The 26,103-nt window shown below is 35.7% G+C and carries 19 protein-coding genes and 1 tRNA gene; 10 read left to right on the top strand and 10 right to left on the bottom strand.

Annotated features, from left to right (window positions below; genetic code table 11):
• Window position 1: 1 nt before the first annotated feature.
• The 4 genes from AC3IS6_RS20330 to AC3IS6_RS20345 all read right to left on the bottom strand — a co-directional run bounded on the left by AC3IS6_RS20330 (window position 2) and on the right by AC3IS6_RS20345 (window position 3,856).
• Window positions 2-364: a VOC family protein gene (locus AC3IS6_RS20330; protein ID WP_489162045.1), complete on the bottom strand. Its 363-nt coding sequence runs from the start codon at window positions 362-364 to the stop codon at window positions 2-4.
• 46 nt (window positions 365-410) lie between these two features.
• Window positions 411-836 (bottom strand): SMI1/KNR4 family protein, encoded by a 426-nt coding sequence (locus AC3IS6_RS20335; RefSeq protein WP_489162047.1) that lies wholly within the window; start codon window positions 834-836, stop codon window positions 411-413.
• Between the two features lie 97 nt (window positions 837-933).
• Window positions 934-1,611, bottom strand: a complete 678-nt coding sequence (locus AC3IS6_RS20340) for a DUF2625 domain-containing protein (protein WP_489162048.1) — start codon at window positions 1,609-1,611, stop codon at window positions 934-936.
• A 97-nt stretch (window positions 1,612-1,708) separates the two neighbouring features.
• Complete coding sequence (locus AC3IS6_RS20345; RefSeq protein ID WP_489162049.1) at window positions 1,709-3,856, bottom strand: cation:proton antiporter; 2,148 nt, start codon at window positions 3,854-3,856, stop codon at window positions 1,709-1,711.
• A 317-nt stretch (window positions 3,857-4,173) separates the two neighbouring features.
• Between AC3IS6_RS20345 and AC3IS6_RS20350 the strand changes: the two genes are divergently transcribed.
• The 8 genes from AC3IS6_RS20350 (at window position 4,174) to ypfJ (ending at window position 16,130) form a co-directional block, all read left to right on the top strand.
• Window positions 4,174-5,601 (top strand): L-serine ammonia-lyase, encoded by a 1,428-nt coding sequence (locus AC3IS6_RS20350; protein WP_489162050.1) that lies wholly within the window; start codon window positions 4,174-4,176, stop codon window positions 5,599-5,601.
• A gap of 122 nt (window positions 5,602-5,723) precedes the next feature.
• The gene (locus AC3IS6_RS20355) at window positions 5,724-6,923 is read left to right on the top strand and encodes an SH3 domain-containing protein (RefSeq protein ID WP_489162052.1); all 1,200 of its coding nucleotides are present in this window, start codon (window positions 5,724-5,726) and stop codon (window positions 6,921-6,923) included.
• Between the two features lie 50 nt (window positions 6,924-6,973).
• Window positions 6,974-7,792 carry a 3-methyl-2-oxobutanoate hydroxymethyltransferase gene (gene panB, locus AC3IS6_RS20360; RefSeq protein ID WP_173964950.1) on the top strand — a complete coding sequence of 273 codons (819 nt, stop codon included), beginning with the start codon at window positions 6,974-6,976 and terminating at the stop codon, window positions 7,790-7,792.
• A gap of 248 nt (window positions 7,793-8,040) precedes the next feature.
• Entirely contained in the window at window positions 8,041-8,730 is a 690-nt protein-coding gene (locus AC3IS6_RS20365) for an RluA family pseudouridine synthase (RefSeq protein WP_489162053.1), read from the top strand.
• A gap of 77 nt (window positions 8,731-8,807) precedes the next feature.
• The gene (locus AC3IS6_RS20370; protein WP_489162054.1) at window positions 8,808-10,136 is read left to right on the top strand and encodes an aldehyde dehydrogenase; all 1,329 of its coding nucleotides are present in this window, start codon (window positions 8,808-8,810) and stop codon (window positions 10,134-10,136) included.
• 123 nt (window positions 10,137-10,259) lie between these two features.
• A complete protein-coding gene (locus AC3IS6_RS20375) occupies window positions 10,260-11,048 on the top strand; it encodes a DUF2189 domain-containing protein (RefSeq protein ID WP_489162055.1) in 789 nt (262 codons plus the stop codon).
• Between the two features lie 91 nt (window positions 11,049-11,139).
• Complete coding sequence (locus tag AC3IS6_RS20380) at window positions 11,140-15,192, top strand: PAS domain S-box protein (protein ID WP_489162057.1); 4,053 nt, start codon at window positions 11,140-11,142, stop codon at window positions 15,190-15,192.
• Window positions 15,193-15,284: 92 nt separating this feature from the next.
• Window positions 15,285-16,130 (top strand): KPN_02809 family neutral zinc metallopeptidase, encoded by an 846-nt coding sequence (ypfJ, locus tag AC3IS6_RS20385; protein WP_489162059.1) that lies wholly within the window; start codon window positions 15,285-15,287, stop codon window positions 16,128-16,130.
• Between the two features lie 106 nt (window positions 16,131-16,236).
• Here ypfJ and nadB read toward each other — a convergent pair whose 3' ends face one another.
• From nadB to AC3IS6_RS20415, 6 genes are all read right to left on the bottom strand, one after another.
• On the bottom strand, window positions 16,237-17,760 hold the full coding sequence (gene nadB, locus AC3IS6_RS20390) for an L-aspartate oxidase (protein WP_489162061.1): 1,524 nt from the start codon (window positions 17,758-17,760) through the stop codon (window positions 16,237-16,239).
• 18 nt (window positions 17,761-17,778) lie between these two features.
• Entirely contained in the window at window positions 17,779-18,711 is a 933-nt protein-coding gene (gene nadA / locus AC3IS6_RS20395) for a quinolinate synthase NadA (RefSeq protein ID WP_489162062.1), read from the bottom strand.
• A 757-nt stretch (window positions 18,712-19,468) separates the two neighbouring features.
• Window positions 19,469-19,542: transfer RNA gene (locus tag AC3IS6_RS20400), tRNA-His, on the bottom strand.
• An 82-nt stretch (window positions 19,543-19,624) separates the two neighbouring features.
• Complete coding sequence (gene bshB1 / locus AC3IS6_RS20405; protein WP_489162064.1) at window positions 19,625-20,341, bottom strand: bacillithiol biosynthesis deacetylase BshB1; 717 nt, start codon at window positions 20,339-20,341, stop codon at window positions 19,625-19,627.
• A 205-nt stretch (window positions 20,342-20,546) separates the two neighbouring features.
• Window positions 20,547-21,617, bottom strand: coding sequence for a chorismate-binding protein (locus AC3IS6_RS20410; RefSeq protein ID WP_489162065.1), 1,071 nt, complete (start codon window positions 21,615-21,617; stop codon window positions 20,547-20,549).
• A gap of 5 nt (window positions 21,618-21,622) precedes the next feature.
• The gene (locus AC3IS6_RS20415; RefSeq protein WP_173964940.1) at window positions 21,623-22,054 is read right to left on the bottom strand and encodes a PaaI family thioesterase; all 432 of its coding nucleotides are present in this window, start codon (window positions 22,052-22,054) and stop codon (window positions 21,623-21,625) included.
• Between the two features lie 241 nt (window positions 22,055-22,295).
• Between AC3IS6_RS20415 and AC3IS6_RS20420 the strand changes: the two genes are divergently transcribed.
• Together AC3IS6_RS20420 and AC3IS6_RS20425 are read left to right on the top strand one after the other, a co-directional pair.
• Window positions 22,296-23,813, top strand: coding sequence for a hypothetical protein (locus AC3IS6_RS20420; RefSeq protein WP_489162067.1), 1,518 nt, complete (start codon window positions 22,296-22,298; stop codon window positions 23,811-23,813).
• Window positions 23,814-24,167: 354 nt separating this feature from the next.
• A complete protein-coding gene (locus AC3IS6_RS20425) occupies window positions 24,168-26,024 on the top strand; it encodes an endonuclease (protein ID WP_489162069.1) in 1,857 nt (618 codons plus the stop codon).
• The last annotated feature ends 79 nt before the right edge of the window (window positions 26,025-26,103 follow it).

Below are 26,103 nucleotides of genomic sequence, written 5' to 3' on the forward strand. Positions count from 1 at the left end.
TTTACTTATTAAACTTCCCGAAATGCCACAAAACGCCCGAAGGATCATGTAAAAAACATTCGCTTCCCCAGTCTAAATGAACCGTGGGTGTTAATTTTACTCCGTATTTTTTGGTTAGATTAAGTGCTAAAAGCTGATTGTAATAATAATCAACATCTTCAACTTCCAAAAAAATCATAGTGTTTTCATTCCAGCTTTTATCATAGTAATCCTGCAGATAAAAGGCTAAATCGCCAGTTTTGAAAACAGAAAACTTCGGATCTAAAACACCTTCTTCAAAACCTAAATCCCGATAGAAACTTCTGGAAATTTCAAAATCTTTGGCACCAATAAAAGGCCGAATAGATGTTGCTTTGTGATTCATTGTCCTAAATTTTATAAATGAAGTTATAATTTTTGACGAAATAAATTTAAGAAAACCATTCGATTCTATTATCCAACCGGATGAGAAAGTCTGTAAATGATTTCCCAATTTCAGTATTGTATTTACTGTTCAAATCCACAAAAGGCGAAAGAATTATTTTTGTATTACCAAATTGATCTATTTCAATCCCAATAAACTCTCCGCTTCCATTTGAACCAATTCCAATAGTTCTGGTCATTTTTTCAATTATATGGTAACCTTTATTGGTTTCGATAATTTCTTCTAAACTCCACAGATTTATAAATTCTACGCCAATAAATTGATCAATCCCAAAATAGTTTTTAAGATAAAAAACATAATCTTCCGGAAGTTTCAAATTGGCATAAAATTCAACATCATCGATTTTAACATGACTATTTATACTTCTCTTCGGAAAACTATATTTTGCAATTATTTCTTCTAAGTCTTCCATAAGCCAAATTCTCTTTTAAAAATCTATATTATTATAATAAATCGAGAAGGATTTATTATAATGAATTTGAAATTATTCACCAGTCTAAAACAGGTCTCTATTTGTCAAAACCGAGTTGTTTGCGCAAATCCAGATTTAACCCATATTGTTCCTGAATTGAAATTACCTTACGTGAATTTTTATTGATATCACTTCCTGCATTGGTCCACAGAAACGGGTAAAAGTTAAAAACATCGTCTCCTTTTATTTTTGAAACTTCTTCTCTCCATCCTTTCCATCTGCTTCCTTCATAAAACTTATCCAGGTCATTATTAAAACAGAATTCTAAAAACTCTGAGTAAGTAACGTCCAACTGCTCATATTCGAGACTATCCGGAGAAAAATAATAAATCTTACCTAAATCGCTTCCCAGCCCGCCACTATTCAACAAATAAAAGCCTCCTATTGCATCATCTGCAATTAACAAAAAACCGGGTTTCTCGCCAAACTCTTTAAATGACTTTCCTTTGTTCCAATCCGGTAGTGTGCGATTAAATTTAGAACTTCCTGATCCCAAAATCCGAATCCAGCCGTCATCGATTAAAAGTCCGCCCGTCATAAAAACAATTGCCCCCATTGGCGAATGTGTGGTCACCTGCGTTTTATACAAGGCTTCCTTTGCTTTTAAAGCATCGACAGGTAAAATCTCTACTTTATTTTTTGCCTTTTTAATCCCTGCTTCTACCATTGTCCAGCCGGGTTCTTTTTTATCTATAAGTTCTTCTGCACTTTTCATTTTGTTTTGTGCACCCGCGAAAAAAGTGATCAAAATCACAGTACTCATTAACAGTTTTTGTGTCATCTCCTCAATAGCTATATACTTACTTTATCTCTTATCCTTTCTTCAAAATATTCCCCAGACCACGACCAATTTGCTCAATGGCTTCAAGACCTTTTGTTAATGGTGTCGCCGTAAAATCCTCGTAGGCATCCATGGCAGTCTCTTTACGATCGTCTTGCGCATAAACTAAAATCAAATTGTTATTGTCGAATGATTTTTCGAATTTCTGTGGTAGCTTATCAAAAATCGACTGGTACGAAACAGATCCTTTTCTGGACAAATTGAAAACAATCAAATCGGTTGGTTTAATTTCGTCCGAAATCGATTCAAAATCTTCCCAGTTCAAAATACTTTTAAATCCTAATTTGGCATTTAACTTCAATTTGCCTGCAATCTGTAAAATAGCCTGATGCGTTTTATATTCAGAATAAATCACAATTGGAATACTTAATTCTTGTGATAATCTACAGATTTTTTGCAACAATAAGTGAAACCCAACCCCTCTTTCAGAGAAAGGCGGACAAATGAAAACCAATCTTTTTTCCTCAATAAAAGTCTTTTGAAACCTGCAGATAAACAAACATTTATCGACATTATTGATAATCGAATCTACATTTTCCCCGAAAATTTTATCCAGAAACCCAGTTTTTTTTGGCCAGCCTACAATCACGATATCCGACATAATTTCTTTAGAGGTTCTTGCAATTCCACTTGCCGGATTATGATCTATTCGGGCAATGGTATTAATTTTTACTTCGGAAGCCGAGCCCTGAATTACGAATTTATCTACCGCTTTTCGGTAATTTAAAATATTAATTTCCGCCTGATCATTATTCGGAACAATTGTTAACAAGGTCACCGGATTGGATGATTTTTTATCTTTTATCAAAAGTGCAAAATCCAATAAACTGGCTGTAGCCGAAGTTTTGGCTAACGGAATTAAGATATGCTCGTCTAAAATCTGATCGCCATTGGCATCTTCACTTGAAACTTCTTCTTCGCAGATAGCAATCTTTTTAGCCGCTTTCTCAGTTGCAAAAGAGGCTACAATACAAGTTATCAGAATTAAAATAATAGTCCCGTTCAGAATGTTTTCATCTAATATCTTTGCCTTAAATCCTACCAGAATAACAGCCAGTGTTGCCGCAGCGTGCGCACTGCTCAATCCAAAAATAAGCTGTCTTTCTGTTTTTGTATATCTAAAAACGATTTGAGTAAAAAAGGCAGCGATCCATTTTCCAAAAATGGCGACAACGCTTAATGTTGCGGCCACGATCAAAGCAGTTGGCCCACTCAGGATCACACTTATGTCTACAAGCATCCCCACTGAAATCAGGAAAAACGGAATGAACAATGAATTTCCAATAAACTCAATTCTATTCATTAAAGCTGACGAATGCGGAATTAATGGATTTAATGCCAGACCCGCAACGAATGCACCAATAATAGGTTCTACCCCTGCTACTTCTGCCAGAAATGCCGCAAAAAACACCACTGAAAGTACAAAAATGTAATGAGCATGTTTTTCGCTTTCTAATTTCTTGAAAAACCATTTTGCTATTCTCGGAATCACCAAAAACATAATGGCCGAAAAAATGGCTAATGAAACCGTTAGTTTAATCCAGAAAGCCTGATTTAAATTTCCCTGACTGCTTCCCATAATCACCGCCAAAATAATCAAAACAGCAGTATCTGTCAAAATAGTTCCTCCAACCGTTATGGCCACGGCCTGATTTTTTGCGATTCCCAGCTTGCTCACAATCGGATACGCTACCAGAGTATGCGTGGCAAACATACTTGCTGTTAAAAAACTTGCGTTAAAATCGTAATTCAGCAGATAAAAACAGACTGGAAACCCAATCGTTAACGGAAAAATGAAGGTAAAAAAGCCAAATAATAAACTCTTATTTCTATTTGCTTTAAACTCATTCATGTCCAATTCAAGACCGGCAATAAACATGATATACAAAAGTCCGATAGTAGAAAACAAATCAACAGCCGAGTTTTTTGCCAGAATATTCAATCCGTGAGGCCCAATAATTACTCCTGAAATTATAAGTCCAATAATCCCGGGGATGTTTATTTTTTTTAGTAAAATAGGTGACAACAGAATAATAAAAAGTATCAAAGAAAAAATCAATACTGGATTGCTAAGTGGTAATTCGAATTCTTGTAAAAAATGCCTGAAAAATTCTATCATAATGTAATTTTATCTTCTTTATACTCTATTTAATTTTTCGCAAAAAAAAAGCTAAAACTACAATAAAATCTCAGAAGTTATTATTTGCCGATTCTTCTAAAAGCTCTAAAAACGGCTTCTTTAGTGATTGTTTCATTACAAAAATACCTAAAAAAAACACGAACTTTCTATGAAAATGGGATATTACGTAATTAATTTTGTTTCGTTGCCAAATTATTAATATTTAATATTTATTTTAACAAAACTGCAACATTAACAATAGAAAATTAAACGACTTTGCATTATTCAATTATCTTTGTCTTAATAAAAATTGCACAATGGAAGAATGTATCTCTGTTTTTGATATGCTTAAAATTGGCGTTGGTCCCTCAAGTTCACACACTTTAGGGCCATGGAGAGCCGCTGAACGTTTTTTGGAAGAGCTGAAAGACGAATCAATTTTAGACCAGATTAAACGTGTAAAAGTCGATTTATACGGATCACTTTCCTTAACCGGAAAAGGTCATGCCACCGATTTATCGGTGATGCTGGGATTAAGCGGGCAAGACCCCGAGTATATTCCGGTGGAAAATATTGCAGGAATTATTAAAAACATCGAAGAACAAAACGAAATCATTCTGGCGAATGAATATAAAGTTCCATTCTACTTTCTTCAGGATATTGTTTTTAATAAAGACTTCCTTCCTTTTCATGCCAACGGATTAAAATTTACGGCCTATAAAGCCGACGATTCGGAATACGAATCTACTTTTTATTCGATTGGAGGAGGTTTTGTTGTTAAAGAAGAACGTACGAATGCTAAAATCAAGGAAGTTATTAAATGTGCCTTCCCATTCCCGATTCAAAATGCAGTCGAACTTTTAAACTATACCGTTTCAGAGAACAAATCTATTTCGGAAATTGTTTATGAAAATGAAAAATCGATGCGTCCGGAAGCAGAAATTCACTCTGAATTAATGCGCATTTGGAACACGATGTTAGAATGTATGTATATTGGCTGTCATACTGGAGGAATTCTCCCGGGCGGATTAAACGTTCGCAGAAGAGCCTTTGATATGCACCAAAATCTAATAGGTTTATCCAATTATTCGAACCCGCAAACGTGGCTGGAAGAAATTAGAAAAACCGAAGTTAAATTTCGTCAGATCCTAAAATGGGTAAGCTGTTTTGCACTTGCCGTGAATGAAGTAAATGCTTCTTTAGGCCGCGTAGTTACTGCGCCAACAAACGGAAGCGCTGGTGTAATTCCGGCTGTTTTAATGTATTATCTGGTAATTGAAAACCATGATGCAGGCGAAAAAGAAATCAAACAATTCCTAATGGTTGCCGGAGAAATTGGAAGTATTTTCAAAAAAGGATCAACTATATCTGCAGCAATGGGAGGCTGTCAGGCAGAGATTGGCGTTTCATCATCAATGGCCGCAGCAGCACTTTGCGAATTAATGGGCGGATCTCCTGCTCAGGTTTTAATGGCTGCCGAAATTGCTATGGAACATCACTTAGGGTTAACCTGTGACCCAATTGGCGGTTTGGTTCAGATTCCGTGTATTGAAAGAAATACGATGGGCGCCATAAAAGCTATTAATGCTGCCGAACTGGCTCTCGAAACTGATTCTAAAAACGCAAAAGTGCCTTTAGACAAAGTCATCAATACCATGTGGCAAACGGCAAAAGACATGAATTCCAAATACAAAGAAACCTCTGAAGGCGGATTAGCAATTGCCGTAAACATGGCAGATTGCTAAATCTTAATTAGTTGCCACTAATTACACAAATTTCCCGAATTTTAATAAGCATAAGTTAAACACTAATTAATGCGAATCCGGGAAATTTGTGGAATTCGTGGCAAAAATCTAAAGTGAACTTCATGAAAAAGCACTTCTTACTTATAGCAATACTATTTTGCTCTGTTTTCATTCATTCACAGGAACGTTATTTCCTTAATTCAGATACACGTTTGTATACTACAACCAATGAAACTGGTGATTTTCTAGGTTATTTTAAATATGGAGCAGAGATTCAGTTACTTTCGGAAAATAAAAATGGATGGTACAAAGTAAGATCCGATAATTTCTCCGAAGGTTATGTTCCTGAAAAATTTATTGCGACCAGATTAAACGCAAAAGATGTCAAAATAAAAGACCCTGAAAACCCAATTATTGAAGGCAACGACAATTACTATGGCAGCAATCATCTTTTTGTTTTAGTAGCCGGTTTAAAAGCAAGAGCTCTTCCTGACAAAAATTCAAAAATCAGAGAAGTCTTATTCACCGGAGATCCTGTAGCGGTTAATTATCTTCCTAAAAACCAAGACGAATGGGTGAACATACAAGGCCAAATCGACAATAAGTATGCAAAATATACACTTAGAAAGTTCCTAGGAAAAAGACCTGATTTTAATTCTTTACTAAAAGAATTTGACAAACTGAATGTCAATGCAATTACAGAGCGAAAAACGATTGGTGAAAGAATTATAGAATTAGCTTGGAACAGTGACAATACTACACTGGCTCTTGCTTATCAAAGATATTATGAAGTTGTAAAACAACTCAACGACCCTAAACTTCTTGCTGATACCGAACTGAATATCGCGATTACCAAAGGACTTGCCAAACACAAGACACCGGAAGAAATTACAGCTTTCAGCAAAAAAGCCGAATTTGTTTTGAACGGAATAAAAACAAAATCACTCTACTTCTCGCAAAAAGATTTAGTAAAAGCATTTGGAAAACCGCCCAAAAAAGGAACGGTAAGCGATGAATGTGGCATTTACCTGAGTGAGCTTTTTTATTATTATCCAGATTTTGAAGCTTCTGTAGACGAAAAACAAAATAAGGCCGAAATCACCAAGGTTTTTATCAATGCAAACAACAAACTTGTTTTTAGCCCAACGGCCTCTTTAGACCACACCTTATCCGAAAAAGCATTTATCGAAAAATATGGAACTTATATCGGAGCTTCCATAAAAAGTCCGCATTTGTATTCTATCCAGGTGGAAGACAGCGAATTTAGAATTGAATTCAAAGATGGAAAGTTATTTACCATTGAAATAATCATCTATTGCTGATTTCAATCTATAATTATTCAATACTTTTACACATTCAAAAAAACTCAAAAATGTCAGTAGCAAAAAAAGATTATAAAAGAATCACAACAAAGTCATTAATCGAAATGAAAAGCAACGGAGAAAAAATCTCAATGCTTACGGCTTACGATTACACAATGGCTAAAATTGTTGACACCGCAGGAATTGATGTAATTCTGGTTGGCGATTCAGCATCAAACGTTATGGCGGGTCACGAAACGACATTGCCTATTACTTTAGATCAAATGATTTATCACGCCTCCTCTGTAGTTCGTGCTGTAGACAGGGCCTTAGTAGTAGTAGATTTACCTTTTGGAAGTTACCAGTCGGATCCAAAAGAAGCTTTGCGTTCAGCTATCAGAATCATGAAAGAAAGTGGTGGACATGCTGTTAAACTAGAAGGAGGAAAAGAAATTAAAGAATCTATCAAAAAAATATTAAACGCAGGAATTCCAGTAATGGGACATTTGGGTTTAACACCACAATCGATCTATAAATTCGGAACTTACAGCGTTCGTGCAAAAGAAGATCAGGAAGCCGAAAAACTAATCGAAGATGCCAAATTATTGGAGAAAATTGGTTGTTTTGGTATTGTTTTAGAAAAAATTCCCGCACATTTAGCGGAGCAGGTTGCCAAAAGCATCTCCATTCCGGTAATTGGAATTGGAGCCGGAGGCGGAGTAGACGGACAAGTTCTGGTAATTCACGACATGCTGGGAATGAACAATGAATTCAGCCCTCGTTTCTTACGTCGTTACTTAAATTTATACGAAGAAATGACTAAAGCAATCGGTCAATATGCTGCCGATGTAAAATCTGCGGATTTTCCTAACGAGAGAGAACAATATTAATTTTTTTTAAAAGGTGCTAAGGCTCTGAGTTGCTAAGGTTCTAAGATTTTTCTTTAAAAGGCTCAAAGATGCAAAGCGGCAAAGGTTCAAAGGTTTCTTAGTTCCACTAAATAAGCTATTATAATTATTTCTTACAAAGACGCAAAGTCACGAAGAATCAAATTTAAACTTTGTGACTCTGCGTCTTTGGGAAAGATTTAAATGCTACAGGTTTGAATCTAAAATCAAAAATTACCCACAGTCTAAAAATGAAAATTCTTTCCAATAAAAACAACCTCCAAATCCTGCACGAAGACAACCATATCATTGTCATCAACAAGCGTGTGGGTGATATTGTACAAGGCGACAAAACGGGCGATAAACCTTTATCAGATATTGTAAAAGAATATATAAAAGACAAATACAATAAACCCGGAGATGTTTTTCTGGGGGTAATTCACCGTTTGGACAGGCCTACAACAGGAATTGTGGTTTTTGCCCGAACCAGTAAGGCATTGTCGCGTATGAACGAAATGTTTAGCAACCGTGAGACTCAAAAAACGTATTGGGCAGTTGTTAAAAATAAACCTCAGGAAACAAAAGCCAAATTAGTTCACTATCTGAAAAGAAACGAAAAAAACAATACTTCTAAAGCTCATTTAAAAGAAGTTCCGGACAGTAAGTTAGCTAGTTTAGATTATACTGTTTTTAAAGAACTCCAGAATTATGTGGCGCTCGAAATCAATTTGCATACTGGTCGTCATCATCAGATTCGTGCTCAGTTAGCTGCGATTGGTTCTCCTATAAAGGGGGATTTAAAGTATGGTTTTGACCGAAGTAATCCCGACGGCGGAATTCATCTTCATGCCCGAAAATTAGTTTTTGTGCATCCGGTTTCTAAAGAAAATATCACGATCATCGCCCCTACTCCCGACGAGACAATTTGGAATGCCTTATGATTTTATGATTTAATTGTTAAAATTCTAAGTTTTATCGATTAACTTGCATTGGCAAAAAATCAATCGGATTATAAATTATGGACTATAAAAACGACATCGCATACAGGAAAGAAACGTTAAAAAAATTATTGTACAACATTCAAAAAAGCGAGGATCTAATTGTAAAAGCTTTGTACGATGATTTTAAAAAGCCCGAATTTGAAGCTGTTTTAACCGAGACCAATTATGTGATTTCAGATCTGAAAGATACAATCAGAAACATCCATAAATGGGCTGGACGAAAACGCGTTTTACCTTCCCTTCTTAATTTCCCTTCTACCGATTATATTTTTAAAGAACCTTACGGAAACGTTCTAGTGATTGCTCCCTGGAATTATCCATTTCAACTGGCTTTATGCCCTTTAATTTCGGCCGTAGCAGCCGGAAACAGGGTTGTTTTAAAACCTTCAGAACTTACTCCCCATACTTCAGCCGTAATTGCTAAAATTATTGAAAAAACATTTCACGTGAGTCACGTTGAAGTTTTTGAAGGCGGTGTAGAAGTTTCCAACAAATTACTCGCACAACGCTGGGATTATATTTTCTTTACAGGAAGTGTTGCTGTTGGTAAAATTGTCGCCAAAGCCGCTGCCGAAAATTTAACTCCCATAACTTTAGAATTAGGAGGGAAAAATCCTTGCATTATAGATGAAACGGCCAATTTAAAACTGGCTGCAAAAAGAATCGTCTGGGGAAAATTCATTAATGCCGGTCAGACCTGCATTGCTCCGGACTACATTTTGATTCAAAAAAACATGAAAGTCAATTTTATTTCTTTTTTAATAGAAGAAATTCTAAAGGCCTACGGTAAAAAAATAGAGAAATCTCCCGATTTTGCCCGAATCATCAATACCAAAAACTGGGTGCGTCTGGACAGCATGATCGAACGTGAAAAAGTTATTTTTGGAGGAGAAACGGATGCGGAAAACAACTACATCTCTCCCACCCTAATAGAAGAACCTGCCTTGGACAGTCCAATCATGAAAGAAGAAATATTTGGTCCGCTACTACCCATCTTAACTTACGAAACAGAGGCCGATATTCATAATGTAGTCAGTCGTTACGAAAAACCTCTTGCGTTTTATGTTTTCAGTGAGAATAAATATTTTGCAAAAAAACTAATTACCTCCCATTCTTTCGGAGGAGGTTGTATCAACGACACAGTGGTTCATTTCTCAAATAAAAGGCTACCGTTTGGAGGAGTTGGTCACAGTGGTATTGGCGCTTATCACGGTCAGCTTAGCTTTGATGTTTTTTCGCATCACAAAGCTGTCGTAAAAAAAGCAAACTGGCTTGATTTACCTATGCGCTATGCTCCTTACAAAGACAAACTAATATCATTGAAACGGTTACTAAACTGGTTGTGATGATTAAAAACAATTTCGTAATGTTTTGCAGATTTTTATAAGGAATTGATTTAAAATATTATATTTACGCCTCAAATAATCATCTAAAATTTCGGCGATATAAAATAATTCTACCCAGTTAAAATGAAATCTACATCCGATCAGATCAAAGACATTAAAAATCATGGTTATACCTTAGATTTTTCAACTGTTTTCAATCATGCATTTGAAAATTATAAAAAAATAGCTGTTTACGCCGGATTAATGCTACTGGTTTTTTCAGTATTTTTTGGAGCTATTGTTTATTTAGTACTCGCTACAGCTTTTGGTATCGACAAATTAACGAATGCAAATTTCCTTAACATTCAGCCCCAAAATCTATCGCAAATTCAATTGCTCCTTTATATTGTTGGAACGGCATTTACATCGGCAATAATAAGTCCTTTTACAGCCGGATTTTTAAAAATGGCCGATTGTGCAGAAAGAGATGAGGAGTTCAATGTCTCAACCATCTTCTCCTATTACAAAACCAGTCATTTTTCACAAATTTTTCTGGCCACCTTTCTAATTTCATTGTTTAGTGTTATCATCACAACCTTGCTGGAAATTTTAAAATTAAATGCAGTAGGCTTTGTCTTTTCACTGCTCCTTTCCTTTTTCACGTTTTTAACCATTCCGCTTATCGTATTTGGAAATTTAAAAGCGATTGAAGCCATCAAATCCAGTTTCATCATAATAACGAAACAACCTCTGGTATTAATAGGGCTGATAATCACTATTCTTGGAGCCATACTGGTTGGTTTCTGTGCATTTTGTATTGGAGTACTTTTTACCATTCCGTTTAGTTATTCCATGACTTATGCAATATATTGTTCCATTTTTAATATTGATAAACAAGATCCTATTGACTCTATCGGTCAGTCTGATTTTTAAAAAAATAGAAAATTCCTTCAAAAAAGAGCCTAACCTACTCTGATGAAATTTTCAAAAGCTATTTACTAAACCAAACATACCCCCGAATTCTATGGTAGCAAACTATAGTCTCTTCAATTCGTTGATCTCAGGACTTGCCATACTTGGTAGTGCCCTGAAATCAATTATTACGAAGTGGTATGTACTTAATTCCGATATTATATTTTACAACAATCCTAAGCTCATCATGTTAGGATTATCTCTATTTGCTTTCCTGGCACTTCTTGTGTATCAATTTTTTCGGATCAAAGCCAGAATTGGTTACTTCATCGAAAAAAAACCAGAAACAGAAACCCTAAACAAAGAGTATCAACTCTACATATTGTTCTTTGGTATTGCGGTAATTGTAATCGAAATTATCAATGAAATTTTTAAAATAAGACCCAAAAGCTTACTCGTCGTAAATCTATGTATTGGTTTCTCCGTGCTTCTAGTTTACGTTATAATCGACAAAATTCAGTTTTTACGGGAGCGGGTTCAATCCATATTCATTTCTTTTTTCTTTATTTACGTTTTTTATCTTGGGCACAATATCATTTACCACGAAGATGATATTATTCCTCTAATTGTTTTTCTAATTTCCTTTTACTTCTCTTACAGCATCTTAAAACCCATAAAATTATACTGGCTTTATATTGCGTTAGTTTTTACATTTCTTATTGCTACTATTATTTATCAATTGGTTCCAATAAAATCCTCCATTTTGTTAATCAATTACTGCATCCTGATTTTCATTCTTAATCAGGTCAAATATGCTGTTTTACTGAATAACAGTGATAATTTCAGATTCACCAATGAAATTGTACACAAAGGGAATTCACTGACAATTGCCACAAACGATAAAAATGAAGTTTTGTTTTGCAGTGAAACTATCACTTCTATACTAGGATATCTTCCAGACGAAGTTATGGGTTCTAAATTTTGGGAATTAACTAACGAAACCGACTATCCCGATAACCTTAGCAACATAACTCACGAAGAAGATAAACTCTACATCCGCAAATTAAAAAGCAAAAACGGCGAATACAAATACATTCAGTGGAAAGATAAAAAATTTTCTCAGGGCTTAATCATTAGTATTGGTCAGGATGTTACAGAGCAAATTGTCGTTCGGGACCAATACAAAAACCTTATTCAAACTGCCACAGATATTATTTTTGAAATTGATTCTGATGGTTACTTTACCTTTATGAATGACTTTGGTTTTTCGATATTAGGCTATTCTGAAAATGAAATTATTTCACAGCATTATTCTAATTTCATTCATGAAAATTACCAGCGAAATGCCGTAGATTTTTATGAGAATCTGGAACTGAATGAAAATAATTTTCCCACCATTGAAATTCCAATTTTAAAGAAAAACGGAAGAAAATTATGGATTTCACAAAAAATCATTGTTCGAAAAAATGATCTTGGACAAACAATTGGTTTTGCCGGAATAGCTCGTGATATTACTGATATCCGAAATATCGAAAACGAGAAAAAGAAACGTCTCAAGAAAATTGAGTCCTACAACAATTCTACTAACAAATTATCAACTACTGACTTTAGTAAATACAATAATTTAAACACGGTTATAGATTATATCATAAAAGAAGCCGCCACCGTTACCAAAACTAACAGAGTAAGTTTCTGGAAGTACCATAAAGATTTAATTACCTGCAAGAATCTTTTCAGCATCGACAATCAGCATTGTAATGACAAAAATATTCTGGACAAAGGATCCTATCCCATTTATTTTGAGACACTTAAAAACAAGACCATCATAAATGCGCCTGACGTCTTTGATAAGTTCGAAACATCTGAGTTTCAAAAACTTTACTTTACGAAAAACCAGATCAAATCGATGCTGGATGTTCCCATTTTTCTAAACGGACAACTAGCAGGTGTAATTTGTTTTGAAAGCACAGAAGAAAAAAGAGACTGGGATAATGAAGACATCAATTATGCCCGCACCATTTCGGATGTTATCTCCTTGGCCATCTCCTCACAAATGCGTTTAGAGGCCGAAAGAAAATTAGAATTTAAGAGTCAGCTATTGTCTGCACTTTCGCTATGTACCGAGAAATTTTTGATGAGTAAATCGACTCAGGAAATGTTTCAGGAGACCTATAATTTAATTGGTAAAGCTGCCAAAGTAGATCATATGTACTACTATGAAAAAGATTTCACAACCAATACCGTAAGTCAGAAATACAAATGGTCCAGACAAGGTATCGAGCATCAGATTACAAAGTTACAGCGACTTACAAAAGATCACTTACGTGAAATTTATGATGCTGCACAAAATAAAAAAATAGTCAACACACTTACCCGGAAACTCGACGACACCTTTTTCAGACAATTACTGATGGCAAACGAAATCAAATCGATCCTGATTTTACCTTTGTACATCAACGATATTTTTACAGGTTTTATAGGTTTCGACGATTGCACCAAAGAAAGAAAATGGTCTGAAGAAGAAATCTATATCTTTCAGGTTCTGGCAAATAACATCTCATCGGCACTGGAAAGAAACCGAAACGAAACCAGAATTCTTGAAAGTGAAGAAAAGTTCAAGTTAATCGCCAACAACATCCCAGGCACCGTTTACTTGTCAAAATTTGATGCGTTCTCTACCAAAATATTCCTGAATGATGAGATCTTAAACCTTACCGGCTACTCCAAATCTGAATTTATAGAGAATAACTTATCTTTTTTATCTCTTATTCACCCTGATGACAAAGACGAGGTTATCAACAATCAAATCGATAATCTACAAAACGGAATGCCACTGCACAACGTGTATCGCATCAGAAGGAAAACCGGCGAATATATTTGGGTAGAAGAATTTGGAGACGTTATTAAAAAAGGCGATGAAATTGAATTTGTTGGTGGTATCTATTTTGACATTACCAACAAAAAAGAAACCGAAGATGCCATAAAAGCCAAGCAACTGGCGGAAGCCGCCAATAAATCCAAGTCAGATTTTCTGGCTAATATGTCCCATGAAATCAGAACCCCTTTAAACGGAATTATTGGTTTTACACATTTACTGATGAATACGGGTCTGGAAGAAATTCAGGAAAAATACATGACCACGATCAATCAATCAGCACATTCGTTGTTAGATATTATAAATGACATTCTGGATTTTTCTAAAATCGAAGCGGGTAAACTCGAACTTTTTATCGACTTATACGACATTAAAAAAGTACTCGGGCAGGTTTTTGATTTAATCGTATACGAATCCAATCAAAAAAGTCTTCGCTTAGAACTAAATGTTGCACCCGATGTTCCGAAATACATCTGGACCGATATTGTGAGAATCAAACAAATTTTAATCAATTTACTTTCAAACGCCGTTAAATTCACCAATGAAGGTTCAATCAAATTGAATGTTTCTGTTTTAGAGAAAAACAAAAACAACAATTGCACCATCCGGTTTTCGGTGGTCGATACGGGAATTGGAATTCTCGAAAAAAACCAGAAGAAAATTTTCAAAGCTTTTTCACAGGAAGATAGCTCTACAACGCGAAAATTTGGCGGTACAGGTTTAGGACTGACCATTTCAAATCAATTGCTTGCTTTGATGGAAAGCCGTTTACAGCTGGAAAGTAAAATCGATGAAGGAAGTAATTTTTATTTTGATCTAAATTTAAAAACCAGTAATCAGAGCATTAACGACAAATATAAGGCCGAACTTCAAAGTATCAACCTTGAACTAAGTTCAGAAAATCTAGCTTCTAATCATAAAAATATTACCTTTTTGATCGTAGAAGACAATAAGGTCAATATGTTGCTTTTAAAAACAATTATCAAAAATTTGTATAGCGGCGCATACATACACGAATGCGAAAATGGTTATGAAGCGGTGAGTCAGTTTGAAAGTATCAATCCTGACCTGGTTTTTATGGACATCCAAATGCCAATAATGAATGGCTATGAAACCACAAGAGCCATCAGAAATACCATTATCGGAAAAGATATTCCGATCATTGCAGTAACCGCTGGCGCTGAAAAAGACGAACGTAATAAATGTCTGTCAGCAGGGATGGATGATTATATTTCTAAGCCAATAATGAAAGGCAGTGTCGAGGAAGCTTTAGTAAAATGGCTAAAATAGTTTAAAACTAAATCAAGTGATTACTGCGTTATTCCTAAAAAAAATATAAATTCGTACAACACAAATCCTAATCAACTAAAAAACAATTTACTATGAAATGGAAAGGAACACGAGAAAGCGATAATGTTGAAGACAGAAGATCAATTTCTGGCGGAAAAGTTGCCGTTGGTGGTGGAATTATTGGTATTATTATCTTATTACTAAATGTTTTTGGTGGCGAAAATGCCCAAATGATCACCCCAATACTGGAACAAATGCAAGGAGGACAGCAACAAACCGAAGCTGCTGCTCCATTAAGCAAAGAAGACGAAGAGATGGGACATTTTGTTAAATCTGTTCTAGCAAAAACAGAAGACACTTGGGAGAAAATTTTCGCAGCAGAGGGACTTACCTATAAAAAACCAAAATTAGTGCTTTTCAAAGGAGCTGTAAATACAGCATGTGGAGGCGCATCGTCAGCATCGGGACCCTTTTATTGTCCGGGTGACCAAAAAGTATATATGGATTTAGGTTTCTTCGAAGAGCTAAAAAACAAATTTGGTGCAGAAGGAGGTGATTTTGCCATTGCGTACGTTATTGCACATGAAATTGGACATCACGTCCAAACCTTACTCGGAACCTCAGCAAAAATGCATCAGGCTCAGGAAGGAAAAAGCCAGGCCGAAGCCAATAAACTTTCGGTAGCCCTGGAATTACAAGCTGATTTTTATGCCGGACTATGGGCCCATGATAACCAGCAATATATAGAAGCCGGAGATATTGAAGAGGCTTTAAGTGCCGCCAATGCTGTTGGAGACGATGCCATTCAAAGTAAAATGCAAGGACAGGTTGTCCCGGATTCCTTTACCCACGGTACCTCTGAACAAAGAATGTATTGGTTCAAAAAAGGTTTTACTTCGGGAGATATCAAACAAGGAAATACTTTTAATGAAATATAATATTCATAAACCAACCTATTAATAACCAAGTTAGCATGACTTAATTGTCATGCTTTTTTGTTTCCTTTTCTAAACATTTAAACAAATCAACTACAACTAATTGATTTTAAAAATTTTTAGAGGCTCTTAAAAAGCCTTTTTTATTCTGTTCAATGATGATTCTAGCAACTGTAAGCATATTAACAAACTCGACAAGCTGTGTTGTTATTTTTTGCTTTTTGAACAGTAATGCTACAGCTAACATTTTCATCGATTCTATTTTAGCTACTATTTCCTCAAAATCAAAACCTCTGCCGACATAAAAAAAAGTCATCATTGTTTGAAGCTCCTTTTTTAATTCCAAAAAACAATCGGGATCCACACTCATCAGAGAGTCATTGAATTTTAACATAAACTTTTTAGAAGAGAAAGCTACCTCATCAATGTTACTGTTAATATGATCTGAGGCCTGATGAGCGAAAACCAAAGCTTCCAACAAGGAGTTTGATGCCAGTCGGTTTTTTCCGTGCAAACCCGTTCTCGAGCATTCCCCTATCGCGTAGAGATTCTTTATGTTTGTCTGTGAATTTTTATTCACATCAATACCCCCGCATTGGTAATGAGCAACAGGAACAATAGGAATTAAATCTGTTTTAGGATGTAATCCCATTATTTTACAATATTCTGCGATAGAAGGAAAATGGCTGTAGAATTCGTCAAAGTCCAAATGTCTGCAATCTAAATAAACGCAGTCTTTTCCAGAGATCTCCAACTCTTTACTAATCGATTGTGATACAATATCTCTTGTAGCTAATTCCCCTCTGATATCATCTTTGAATATAAAGCGTTTTTGATTTTCATTAATAATATACGCGCCAAAACCTCTAACGGCTTCTGAGATTAAAAAGAATGGATTTTTATTTTCTTCATATAAAGCCGTTGGATGAAACTGTATGTATTCCATATCCTTTATTAAGGCTCCGGCCCTTGATGCTATTGCAATTCCGTCACCAGTTGCGATTTCGGGATTTGTAGTATTCTTAAAAACCTGACCACATCCTCCCGTACTTAAAACAATGATTTTTGCACCTATGTATTTTACCTTATTATTGATTTTATCACAATAAAAAGCACCTGTACATCTCGTCTGTCCCTTTTTTATTTTTGTATTTACATCAATAACCAAATGATCTTCCAAAAGTGTAATGTTGGACAATTGTTTTATTGTGTCAATCAGTTTCTTTTCTATTTCTGCCCCGGATAGATCTCTATGGTGCAAAATGCGATGTTGCGAATGCCCGCCTTCTAGACCCAAATCCCATATTCCGGATTTATTTTTATCAAAAGAAACACCAATAGAAATAAGTTCCTCTAATCGGTCAGGAGCCTGATGTACAACCATTTTTACAATTTCTTCATCACACAGTCCTCCACCTGCTTGTATTGTATCTTGAATATGTTGTTCAAAACTGTCCTTTATACAATCTGTAACCACAGCGATACCTCCTTGGGCCAATTGCGTATTAGAGCTTTGAACTTTATCCTTAGTCATAACTGCAATAGATAAATCCGGTCGTTTTTTTCCAATTTTTATAGCAAAAAACAAACCTGCTATTCCGGAACCAATTATAAGTATATCTATTTTTTTCATTTTGACTGACTTAGATGTTTACGATAAATTGAGCATTCTGTTTATAGGTTTTATGGCCTGCAATCTCAGCTCTTCCTCAATAGTAATTTCCGGACTTTCGTTTTTCAGGCATAAATAAAGCTTTTCTAAGGTATTTATTTTCATAAAAGCACATTCGCTGCAAGCACAGGTATTATCCACATAGGAAGGCGCTGGAATAATTGTTTTTTCCAGTGTTTCTTTTGCGAGCTGATGCAAAATTCCTGCTTCAGTCGCAACGATAAAAATGGTCGCCGAATCATTCTTGATAAAATTGAGCATTCCGGATGTCGATCCAATATAGTGTGCAGTCTCGAGAATATGTCTTTCTGACTCAGGATGGGCGACAATTTTGGCAGTCGGATTTGCATTGTAAATCTCGATAAGCTTATCAAGTGAAAAAGCTTCATGAACAACGCACGAGCCTTCCCAAAGCAGCAAATCGCGGTTTGTTTCTTTTTTAAGATACATTCCTAAATTTTTATCAGGAGCAAAAATTATCTCCTTCCCTTCCGGAATTGCTTCTATAATTTTTTTTGCATTAGACGAAGTACACACCCAATCACTCAGTGCTTTTATCTCTGCTGAAGAATTAATGTAGGTCACCACAACATGATCGGGATAAAATTCTTTTAACGCCTTAAAACGACGGGGATCACACCCATCAGCAAGAGAACAGCCTGCATTGATATCAGGCAAAAGCACTTTTTTATCCGGATTTATAATTTTTGCTGTTTCTGCCATAAAATACACTCCTGCAAAAACAATAATAGCAGCATCAGCAGTAGCGGCTTTTTTAGATAATTCAAGACTATCACCTACAAAATCGGCAATATCCTGTATTTCTTTTTCCTGATAATAATGAGCGAGGATAATCGCATTTTTTTCCTGCCTTAGACGATTTATTTCAGAAATTAAGAATAACTTATCCATAGAGTTACTTTTTATCGATATTCTTAAATTTTGCATTTAGAACACCCTGATTATATTCTTTTGCATTTAACAAAACTGATCTTTAAATTAAAAACTCCTAAATCGAAACTATTCTCTACAATTTTCTTTGCTTTTTATTGGGGTTCATTACAAATTATTCAAACTCTAAATTTTGTATTCGACCTAGGAGAAATCCGTGCTCTACTCTGCAGTACAGCTATTTTATAATTTATTAAATCCTGTTTTTTCTAAACTAAACATCAATTTTGAGTTGTAAAGATATTATTGGACTTCCTGTTATTTCATGATTAAAATCATAGAACGTTATCTCTTTTTAGTTTAACACTACGCTAATTAATTACGTCACAGGAGATTCAGAATTACAATTACCCCACAGTTGAAACTGTAAACTATGATATAAAACAATAAAATCTCAGCGATTTGATAAACACTGAAGGCCTTCATGCCAAACTCAACAGTATCTGAGCTTGATCTTTTCTCCTTCATAAAGACAAGAAAAGTCCCAATAAAAACATTGCTTGTGGTTTCAACCACAAGGACACAATAATAGAACACGATACAGAATCACAATGCGCAATAACACCACTACCCCACAGTTGAAACTGCGGGCTACGATATACAAACAATAAAATCTCCAGGATTTCCACAATTGAATAAAGTGGAATTTATAAAAATTGACGTTTTCAGTTAAACGCACAAAAAAAGCCTTGAATTACTTCAAGGCTTTAAATTTCTGGGTGGCTGACCGGGTTCGAACCGGCGACCCGCGGCACCACAAACCGCTACTCTAACCAACTGAGCTACAACCACCATTTTTCTGCTTGTGCATTTCTGCTTAGCGAGTGCAAATATATAACTAATGTTGAGTTCTACAAAGAAAAAAATGAAAAATTTATAGTAAATTTTCTAAACTATTGACAGCCAAACACCTTTCAACAGTAAAACCTTCAGCAAAATCTTTACCAACAAGCCTTCCTAAATCCTTCGCACGATAATCTAAACTTTCAAAAAAGTTTTTACTCGTAATTGGCGTTGCAGGTTCTTTCGAATTCGGATCATAAAACTGCGTTTTGTATGCCGAAACAGCCTCTACCTTTTTCTTTTCAAAACCTGTAATATCCACTACAAAGTCTGGCACGATGTTTTTCCACTGTATATAATGGTACACCACCTTTGGTCTCCAGGCTTCCTGCCCTTCTCCATCTACCGAGGTTTCGATTTTTGCCAATCCAGACAAGAAGCAGGCATCTGACACTAATTTACTGCCTTTGCCATGATCAATATGACGGTCGTCAATTGCATTACACAATACAATCTCCGGCTTGTACTTTCGAATCATTTTGATTACCTCCAGCTGATGTTTTTCATCATTCGTAAAAAAACCATCACGCATACCTAAGTTTTCACGAACCAGAACCCCTAATATTTTTGCGGCTTCTTTTGCCTCTGCATCTCTAGTTTCAGCTGTACCACGCGTTCCTAATTCTCCACGTGTTAAATCGACAATACCCACTTTTTTACCAAGTGATATTTCTTTTAAAATTGTCCCGGCACAACCCAATTCTACATCATCCGGATGTGCCCCGAAGGCTAATATGTCTAGTTTCATAATTTTTAATATCTATGTCAAAAATCAATTTCAATTACAATTCTGAAAATCAAAACTGATCTTTCATCTATTTTCTTTACTCTATTCTCTTTTTTCTTTTTTAATTATGCTTTGTTTCAGGTTTAAAGTTTCAAGTTTAGTTGCAGTCGCATTATACAGTCTCAGTAACTGAAAACTGCGACTGAAAACTCATAATTCATAACTTCTAACTCATCACCCTCAACACTCTTTTCATCGTCATCGATTTGTTCACGCTTTCCTCCCATTCCTTTTCGGGAACACTTTCTTTGGTAATACCGCAGCCCATATATAAAATTGCAGTATTCTCCTGAATTTGCATGCTTCGTAAATTTACGTAGAAATCAGAACTAATCTCATCGTGAGCAAAACTGCTGTTTAATTCTCCCAGAAAACCAGTGTAGAAAGTCCTGTTGTAATTTTCATTTTCTATAATAAATGCTTTTGCTTTTTTCTTTGGCAAACCACAAACTGCAGGGGTTGGATGCAGCGTATCGATTACTTCTTCCAGAGTCGAATTATCTTTTAAAACTCCTGAAATATCTGTTTTAATATGCCAGATAGATCCTGCTTTCACGCTATAAGGTTCTGTAATATCAACTGAAGAAGCGACTTCCCGCAATCTCTTGACAATAAAATCGGTTACATATTGCTGCTCATCTTTTTCTTTTTGCTGCCATAAGATATCCGTTTCCAATGCCGCTTTCTGAGTTCCGGCCAAAGCCATCGTTTCAAAAACATTTCCATTGGCTTTCAGCAATCGCTCCGGTGTTGCTCCCATCCAGAAACCAATTTTTGGATGAAAAAAAACATACGATAAAGTCGTGGGATACAATTGAATCAAATGCTGAAAAGTAGTGACAAAATCAAATTCAGCTAAGGTCACCTTTTCACTTCTGGACAGTACTACTTTCTTAAACTCATCATTCTTAATTGCCTGAATTCCTTTTGAAACCAAAGACTCGTATTGTGTTTTGGCTTCAATATCAAAACCTGCCCCTTCTATTTCTGTATTCTCAAATGCAATTTCTTCCTGCTCTGTTGTTAAAATTTCAGACTCATTCTCCGGAATCAGAATCAATTGTTTTTCATCAAAAGAAGCAAAAACAAAACCTTTTTCTTTATAATCTGAAATTTTATGTAATGTATCATCATGCTGTAAAAGCGCAAAAACACTATTGGAATTTGGTTTAGAATACATCACAAAAGGCAGACGTTTTTCGTGCTGTACTTTAATTTTAGAAAAAAAATCATTCATATTTCCTATACTGTTTTCTTTCTGTCCAAAACCATATTCGTCAATTTGCAAAGCGAAATCAAATTTCCGGCTTCATCAGTAATTTTAATCTCCCACAGATGAATACTTTTCCCTTTATGAATGATTCGCGCTGTTCCGAAAACCCACCCTTCTCTAATACTTTTCAGATGGTTGGCCGAAATTTCTATTCCGCGTACTTCTTGTTCGTTTGGATTGATAAAAAAGAAGGATGCTGCACTCCCGACACTTTCAGCCAGAGCAACCGAAGCACCACCATGTAACAAGCCCATTGGCTGATGAACAGAAGGATTTACAGGCATTTTTGCAGTTAAAAAATCAGTTCCTGCGTCAACATATTCTATTTTCAGCGTTTCCATCAATGTGTTTTTCGAAAACTCATTACAGTGCGCTAAAATCTGTTCTTTCGTATAATTCATTAAAATAGACTTTAAAATCGTAAAATTAAAGAAAAGATGAGATACAAATTCGAAAATCACATTCTAAAATTAAAATTCAACTTCAAACATGTAAGTTTTTTGCTATTTTTACAAAAACATTAATATTGATCTGTTGCAAAGATTTTTTTATGCCACAGATTTTCACAGATTAAAATATTTCTTCAAAGAGTAAAAAAGCTTTTTAATCCTTTTAATCTGTGGTAAAAACGAACCCATTCAAATGCGTCAATACTTTATACTTCTTATTTTCGGATTACTTATAACTTTCAGCTCTTGCCGAACTGATTTTGATACCGTTGCCAGTTCCGGAGATTTGAAGTTTTCAAAAGACACCGTTTATCTTGATACTGTTTTTAAAAATATTGGCTCAGCTACCTATCAGCTTAAGGTGTACAATAAAAGTAAAAATGACATCTCGATTCCAATCATCCAACTCAAAAATGGTTTGAATTCAAAATATAGAATGACGGTTGACGGAATGAGCGGAAACAATGGAAAAATCTTCAAGGACGTCACACTTTTGTCCAAAGACAGTTTGTATATTTTTGTAGAAACAACCGCAGATATTACAGATGCAAATCCAACCGATTTTTTATATACAGATAAAATTCAGTTTGACAGCGGCGCTAACCTTCAGGAAGTAGCTTTGGTCACGTTGATTCAGGATGCTGTTTTTCTTTATCCAAAGCAAAATCCCGACGGAACAAAAGAGAAAATCAAAATCGAAGGCAAAGAAGTTGATGGTTTTTATCTGGATGACAATGATCCTGTAAACGGAAATGAATTGCTTTTTACCAAACAAAAACCTTATGTTATCTACGGATATGCAGGAGTTCCTAAAAACAAAACCGCCACTTTTGAAGCGGGAGCACGTGTATTTTTCCACGCCAATTCAGGACTTTATATTGATGACAAAGCTTCTTTACACATTAACGGAACAACATCCGTAACTCCTAAATTAGAAAATGAAATTATTTTTGAAGGCGATCGCTTAGAATCACTTTACGATAATATACCTGGGCAATGGAACTCGGTTATTTTTGCAAACGGAAGCACCAATCACACTATAAATCATCTTACCCTTAAAAATGCGATCATTGGTTTAAATTTTAAAAATCCTGACGCCGCTTCGACTATTGAAATCAAAAATACGCAAATTTACAATTCTGCCGAATACGGGATACTAGCCCAAAATGCCCGTATCAACGGAGAAAACATCGTGATTAACTATGCCGGTCTTGCAAGTTTGTCCTGCGTATATGGCGGGAGCTATAAGTTCACGCACTGTACTTTCAACAACAGCTGGTCAAACAATTCGCAATTTGCAGTTAACCTCAGCAACAGTCTTGCCAATGCTGTTCCAGCAACAAATCCGCTCACACAGGCAACTTTTAACAACTGCATCATTTATGGATCGGGTACCAACGAATTTAATCTGAGTAAAAATACTACGACTGCTTTTGTCTATCAGCTTAACAATTGCTTAGTAAAATTCAGCAGTTCTACGACCAATCCCGATTATCAATTTAAAACAGACACTGCACACTACAACCAGATCATTCTAAACGAAAATCCAAAGTTCTTTAATGTATCTAAGAACCTGTTCAATATTGACAATACTTCTTCCGCTTTCGCGAAAGGAAATCAGATCTATAACACTCCTTTGGATATTATTGGAAAAACCAGAACTTCTCCACCAGATTTGGGAGCATATCAGAGTGCGGCATTTTCGAAGTAAAGACGATCCAAAAAAACATTTTCTTCGCTCGCAAAGTCGCTAAGACGCATTTTTTTTTTTACTTTATGCATCTCCTTTTTAATTTGCAGCTGTTTTTTATGTAGCTTTTTTTTTAATGTCTAAGGATTTTAGCCAGACTTAACAAAACTAATCCGCTTACATTCGCGGGCAAAAAAAGTAAAAAACTCAGGGCCTTTGTGCCTTCGTGGCAATTTCCCCAACCGTAAGAAAAACTATCTTAATTTAAACATCCCTTAACGCAACGTATTCCATAAAGTAGTAAATTTGAGACAATTAATAAATTCAAACAAAAAACATCCATTTATTAAAAACCAAATTTAACTACCGCTATTTATGAAAAAAATCTACTCTTATGTATTATTATTCTTTATTACAGCGACATTTGCTCAAATCCCTACCGGCTATTACAACACAGCAACAGGCACGGGTTACACTTTAAAGACACAATTGTACAACATCATAAAAGGACATACCAATAATGGATATGCCGGTTTGTACGTCACTTATCAAACTTCGGACGTTGATAATTTTTACGAAAACGACGGAACTGTTTTAGACATGTACTCTGAAAATCCATCCGGAACCGATCCTTACAATTACAGCACAGGAACTACACAAAGATGCGGGAATTATGTGGTAGAAGGTGACTGCTATAACAGAGAACACATCATTCCGCAATCTGTTTTTAACGAACAATCACCAATGGTAGCCGATGCACATTTTATCACTCCAACCGATGGAAAAGTAAACGGAATCCGATCCAACTATCCTCACGGAACTGTGGGTACTGCAACTTATACTTCTCAAAATGGCGGTAAATTGGGTTCAAGTTCAGTATCCGGATATTCAGGAACCGTTTTTGAGCCTATAAACGAATTCAAAGGCGATATTGCCCGAATGTATCTCTACTTTGCTACACGTTACGAAAATACCGTTGCAGGTTACTCTTATCCGATGTTTGACGGTTCAGGCGACAAGGTGTTTACCACAGCATTTCTAAACATTCTTCTAGCATGGAACGCACAAGATCCGGTAAGTGCGAGAGAAATTGCCCGAAACAATGCTATTTACGCCCGTCAAAATAATAGAAATCCTTATATCGATCATCCGGAATATGTCAATCAAATTTGGGGAGGAACACCTTCTTCAGATACTCAGGCCCCGACTGCACCGACAAGTTTGGCTTCCACTTCAAAAACAGCTACTTCCATTACGCTTTCGTGGACTGCCTCTACAGATAATTTAGCCGTTACCGCTTATGATGTTTATGCAAACAGCGCTCTAAAAACAACTATTTCCGGTACAACCGCTACAATTACAGGCCTGACTGCTGCAACAGCTTATTCTATTTATGTAAAAGCAAAAGATGCTGCGGGAAATATTTCTGCTTCAAGCAATACCATTTCAGTAACAACCGACAGTAACGGAACCGGAAGTACGACAGATCTGCTTTTCTCTGAATACATCGAAGGATCCGGAAACAATAAAGCACTTGAACTTGCTAACAATACCGGAACATCAATAAATCTATCGGCATATACCATAAAAAAACAAACTAACGGTGCAGGTTCCTGGAGTACAGGTTTGGCTTTAAGCGGAACATTAACTACTGGAAGCAAATTTGTTATTGTATACAACCAGATCTCTTCAAGCTGCTATGCAACCGGTTCGGCTAATATTTCGACAACAGCAACTGAATTGGCTTATAACGGAAACGATCCTATAGGCCTATTCAAAAATGGTATTTTGATCGACATCATCGGAACTTTTAATGGCGGAACGGCCAATTTTGCAGCCGATGTTACTTTAAGAAGAAAAGCAACCGTAACCGCACCAAGCGCCACTTTTAATCTGAGTTCGCAATGGGATTCATTTGGAGTGGATACCTGTTCGGACTTAGGGGCCAAATCAGGAAACGACGGTACTCTTAAAGTATCGGAAGAAGTTTTCACCGAATTAAAAAGTCTTACTATATATCCGAACCCGTCTCAGGGTAACTTCACGGTTTACTTTAATAATTTAGAAGCACCCTATTCTATCGGGATAATTTCAATATTAGGTCAAAAAGTGTTTGAGAAATTAAACACTACAGATTCATTATCAACGATAAATAATATACCCAAAGGTGTGTATATTGTTCGTATTAGTAAAGGTTCTGAAAATTTCAGTAAAAAAATCGTAATCAACTAATTAAACACGAGTGCTTACTAAATAAAGCAGCGGCAATATTGCCGCTGCTTTTTTGTTATAACATTTTTTTTATACTATG

The organism is Flavobacterium sp. KH_035 (genome assembly GCF_057839565.1).

Excerpts from the sequence above, each read along its gene's own strand:
- AC3IS6_RS20330 (WP_489162045.1), bottom strand. The coding sequence starts at position 364 with ATGAATCACAAAGCAACATCTATTCGGCCTTTTATTGGTGCCAAAGAT.
- AC3IS6_RS20335 (WP_489162047.1), bottom strand. The coding sequence starts at position 836 with ATGGAAGACTTAGAAGAAATAATTGCAAAATATAGTTTTCCGAAGAGA.
- AC3IS6_RS20340 (WP_489162048.1), bottom strand. The coding sequence starts at position 1,611 with ATGAAAAGTGCAGAAGAACTTATAGATAAAAAAGAACCCGGCTGGACA.
- AC3IS6_RS20345 (WP_489162049.1), bottom strand. The coding sequence starts at position 3,856 with ATGATAGAATTTTTCAGGCATTTTTTACAAGAATTCGAATTACCACTT.
- AC3IS6_RS20350 (WP_489162050.1), top strand. The coding sequence starts at position 4,174 with ATGGAAGAATGTATCTCTGTTTTTGATATGCTTAAAATTGGCGTTGGT.
- AC3IS6_RS20355 (WP_489162052.1), top strand. The coding sequence starts at position 5,724 with ATGAAAAAGCACTTCTTACTTATAGCAATACTATTTTGCTCTGTTTTC.
- panB (WP_173964950.1), top strand. The coding sequence starts at position 6,974 with ATGTCAGTAGCAAAAAAAGATTATAAAAGAATCACAACAAAGTCATTA.
- AC3IS6_RS20365 (WP_489162053.1), top strand. The coding sequence starts at position 8,041 with ATGAAAATTCTTTCCAATAAAAACAACCTCCAAATCCTGCACGAAGAC.
- AC3IS6_RS20370 (WP_489162054.1), top strand. The coding sequence starts at position 8,808 with ATGGACTATAAAAACGACATCGCATACAGGAAAGAAACGTTAAAAAAA.
- AC3IS6_RS20375 (WP_489162055.1), top strand. The coding sequence starts at position 10,260 with ATGAAATCTACATCCGATCAGATCAAAGACATTAAAAATCATGGTTAT.
- AC3IS6_RS20380 (WP_489162057.1), top strand. The coding sequence starts at position 11,140 with ATGGTAGCAAACTATAGTCTCTTCAATTCGTTGATCTCAGGACTTGCC.
- ypfJ (WP_489162059.1), top strand. The coding sequence starts at position 15,285 with ATGAAATGGAAAGGAACACGAGAAAGCGATAATGTTGAAGACAGAAGA.
- nadB (WP_489162061.1), bottom strand. The coding sequence starts at position 17,760 with ATGAAAAAAATAGATATACTTATAATTGGTTCCGGAATAGCAGGTTTG.
- nadA (WP_489162062.1), bottom strand. The coding sequence starts at position 18,711 with ATGGATAAGTTATTCTTAATTTCTGAAATAAATCGTCTAAGGCAGGAA.
- bshB1 (WP_489162064.1), bottom strand. The coding sequence starts at position 20,341 with ATGAAACTAGACATATTAGCCTTCGGGGCACATCCGGATGATGTAGAA.
- AC3IS6_RS20410 (WP_489162065.1), bottom strand. The coding sequence starts at position 21,617 with ATGAATGATTTTTTTTCTAAAATTAAAGTACAGCACGAAAAACGTCTG.
- AC3IS6_RS20415 (WP_173964940.1), bottom strand. The coding sequence starts at position 22,054 with ATGAATTATACGAAAGAACAGATTTTAGCGCACTGTAATGAGTTTTCG.
- AC3IS6_RS20420 (WP_489162067.1), top strand. The coding sequence starts at position 22,296 with ATGCGTCAATACTTTATACTTCTTATTTTCGGATTACTTATAACTTTC.
- AC3IS6_RS20425 (WP_489162069.1), top strand. The coding sequence starts at position 24,168 with ATGAAAAAAATCTACTCTTATGTATTATTATTCTTTATTACAGCGACA.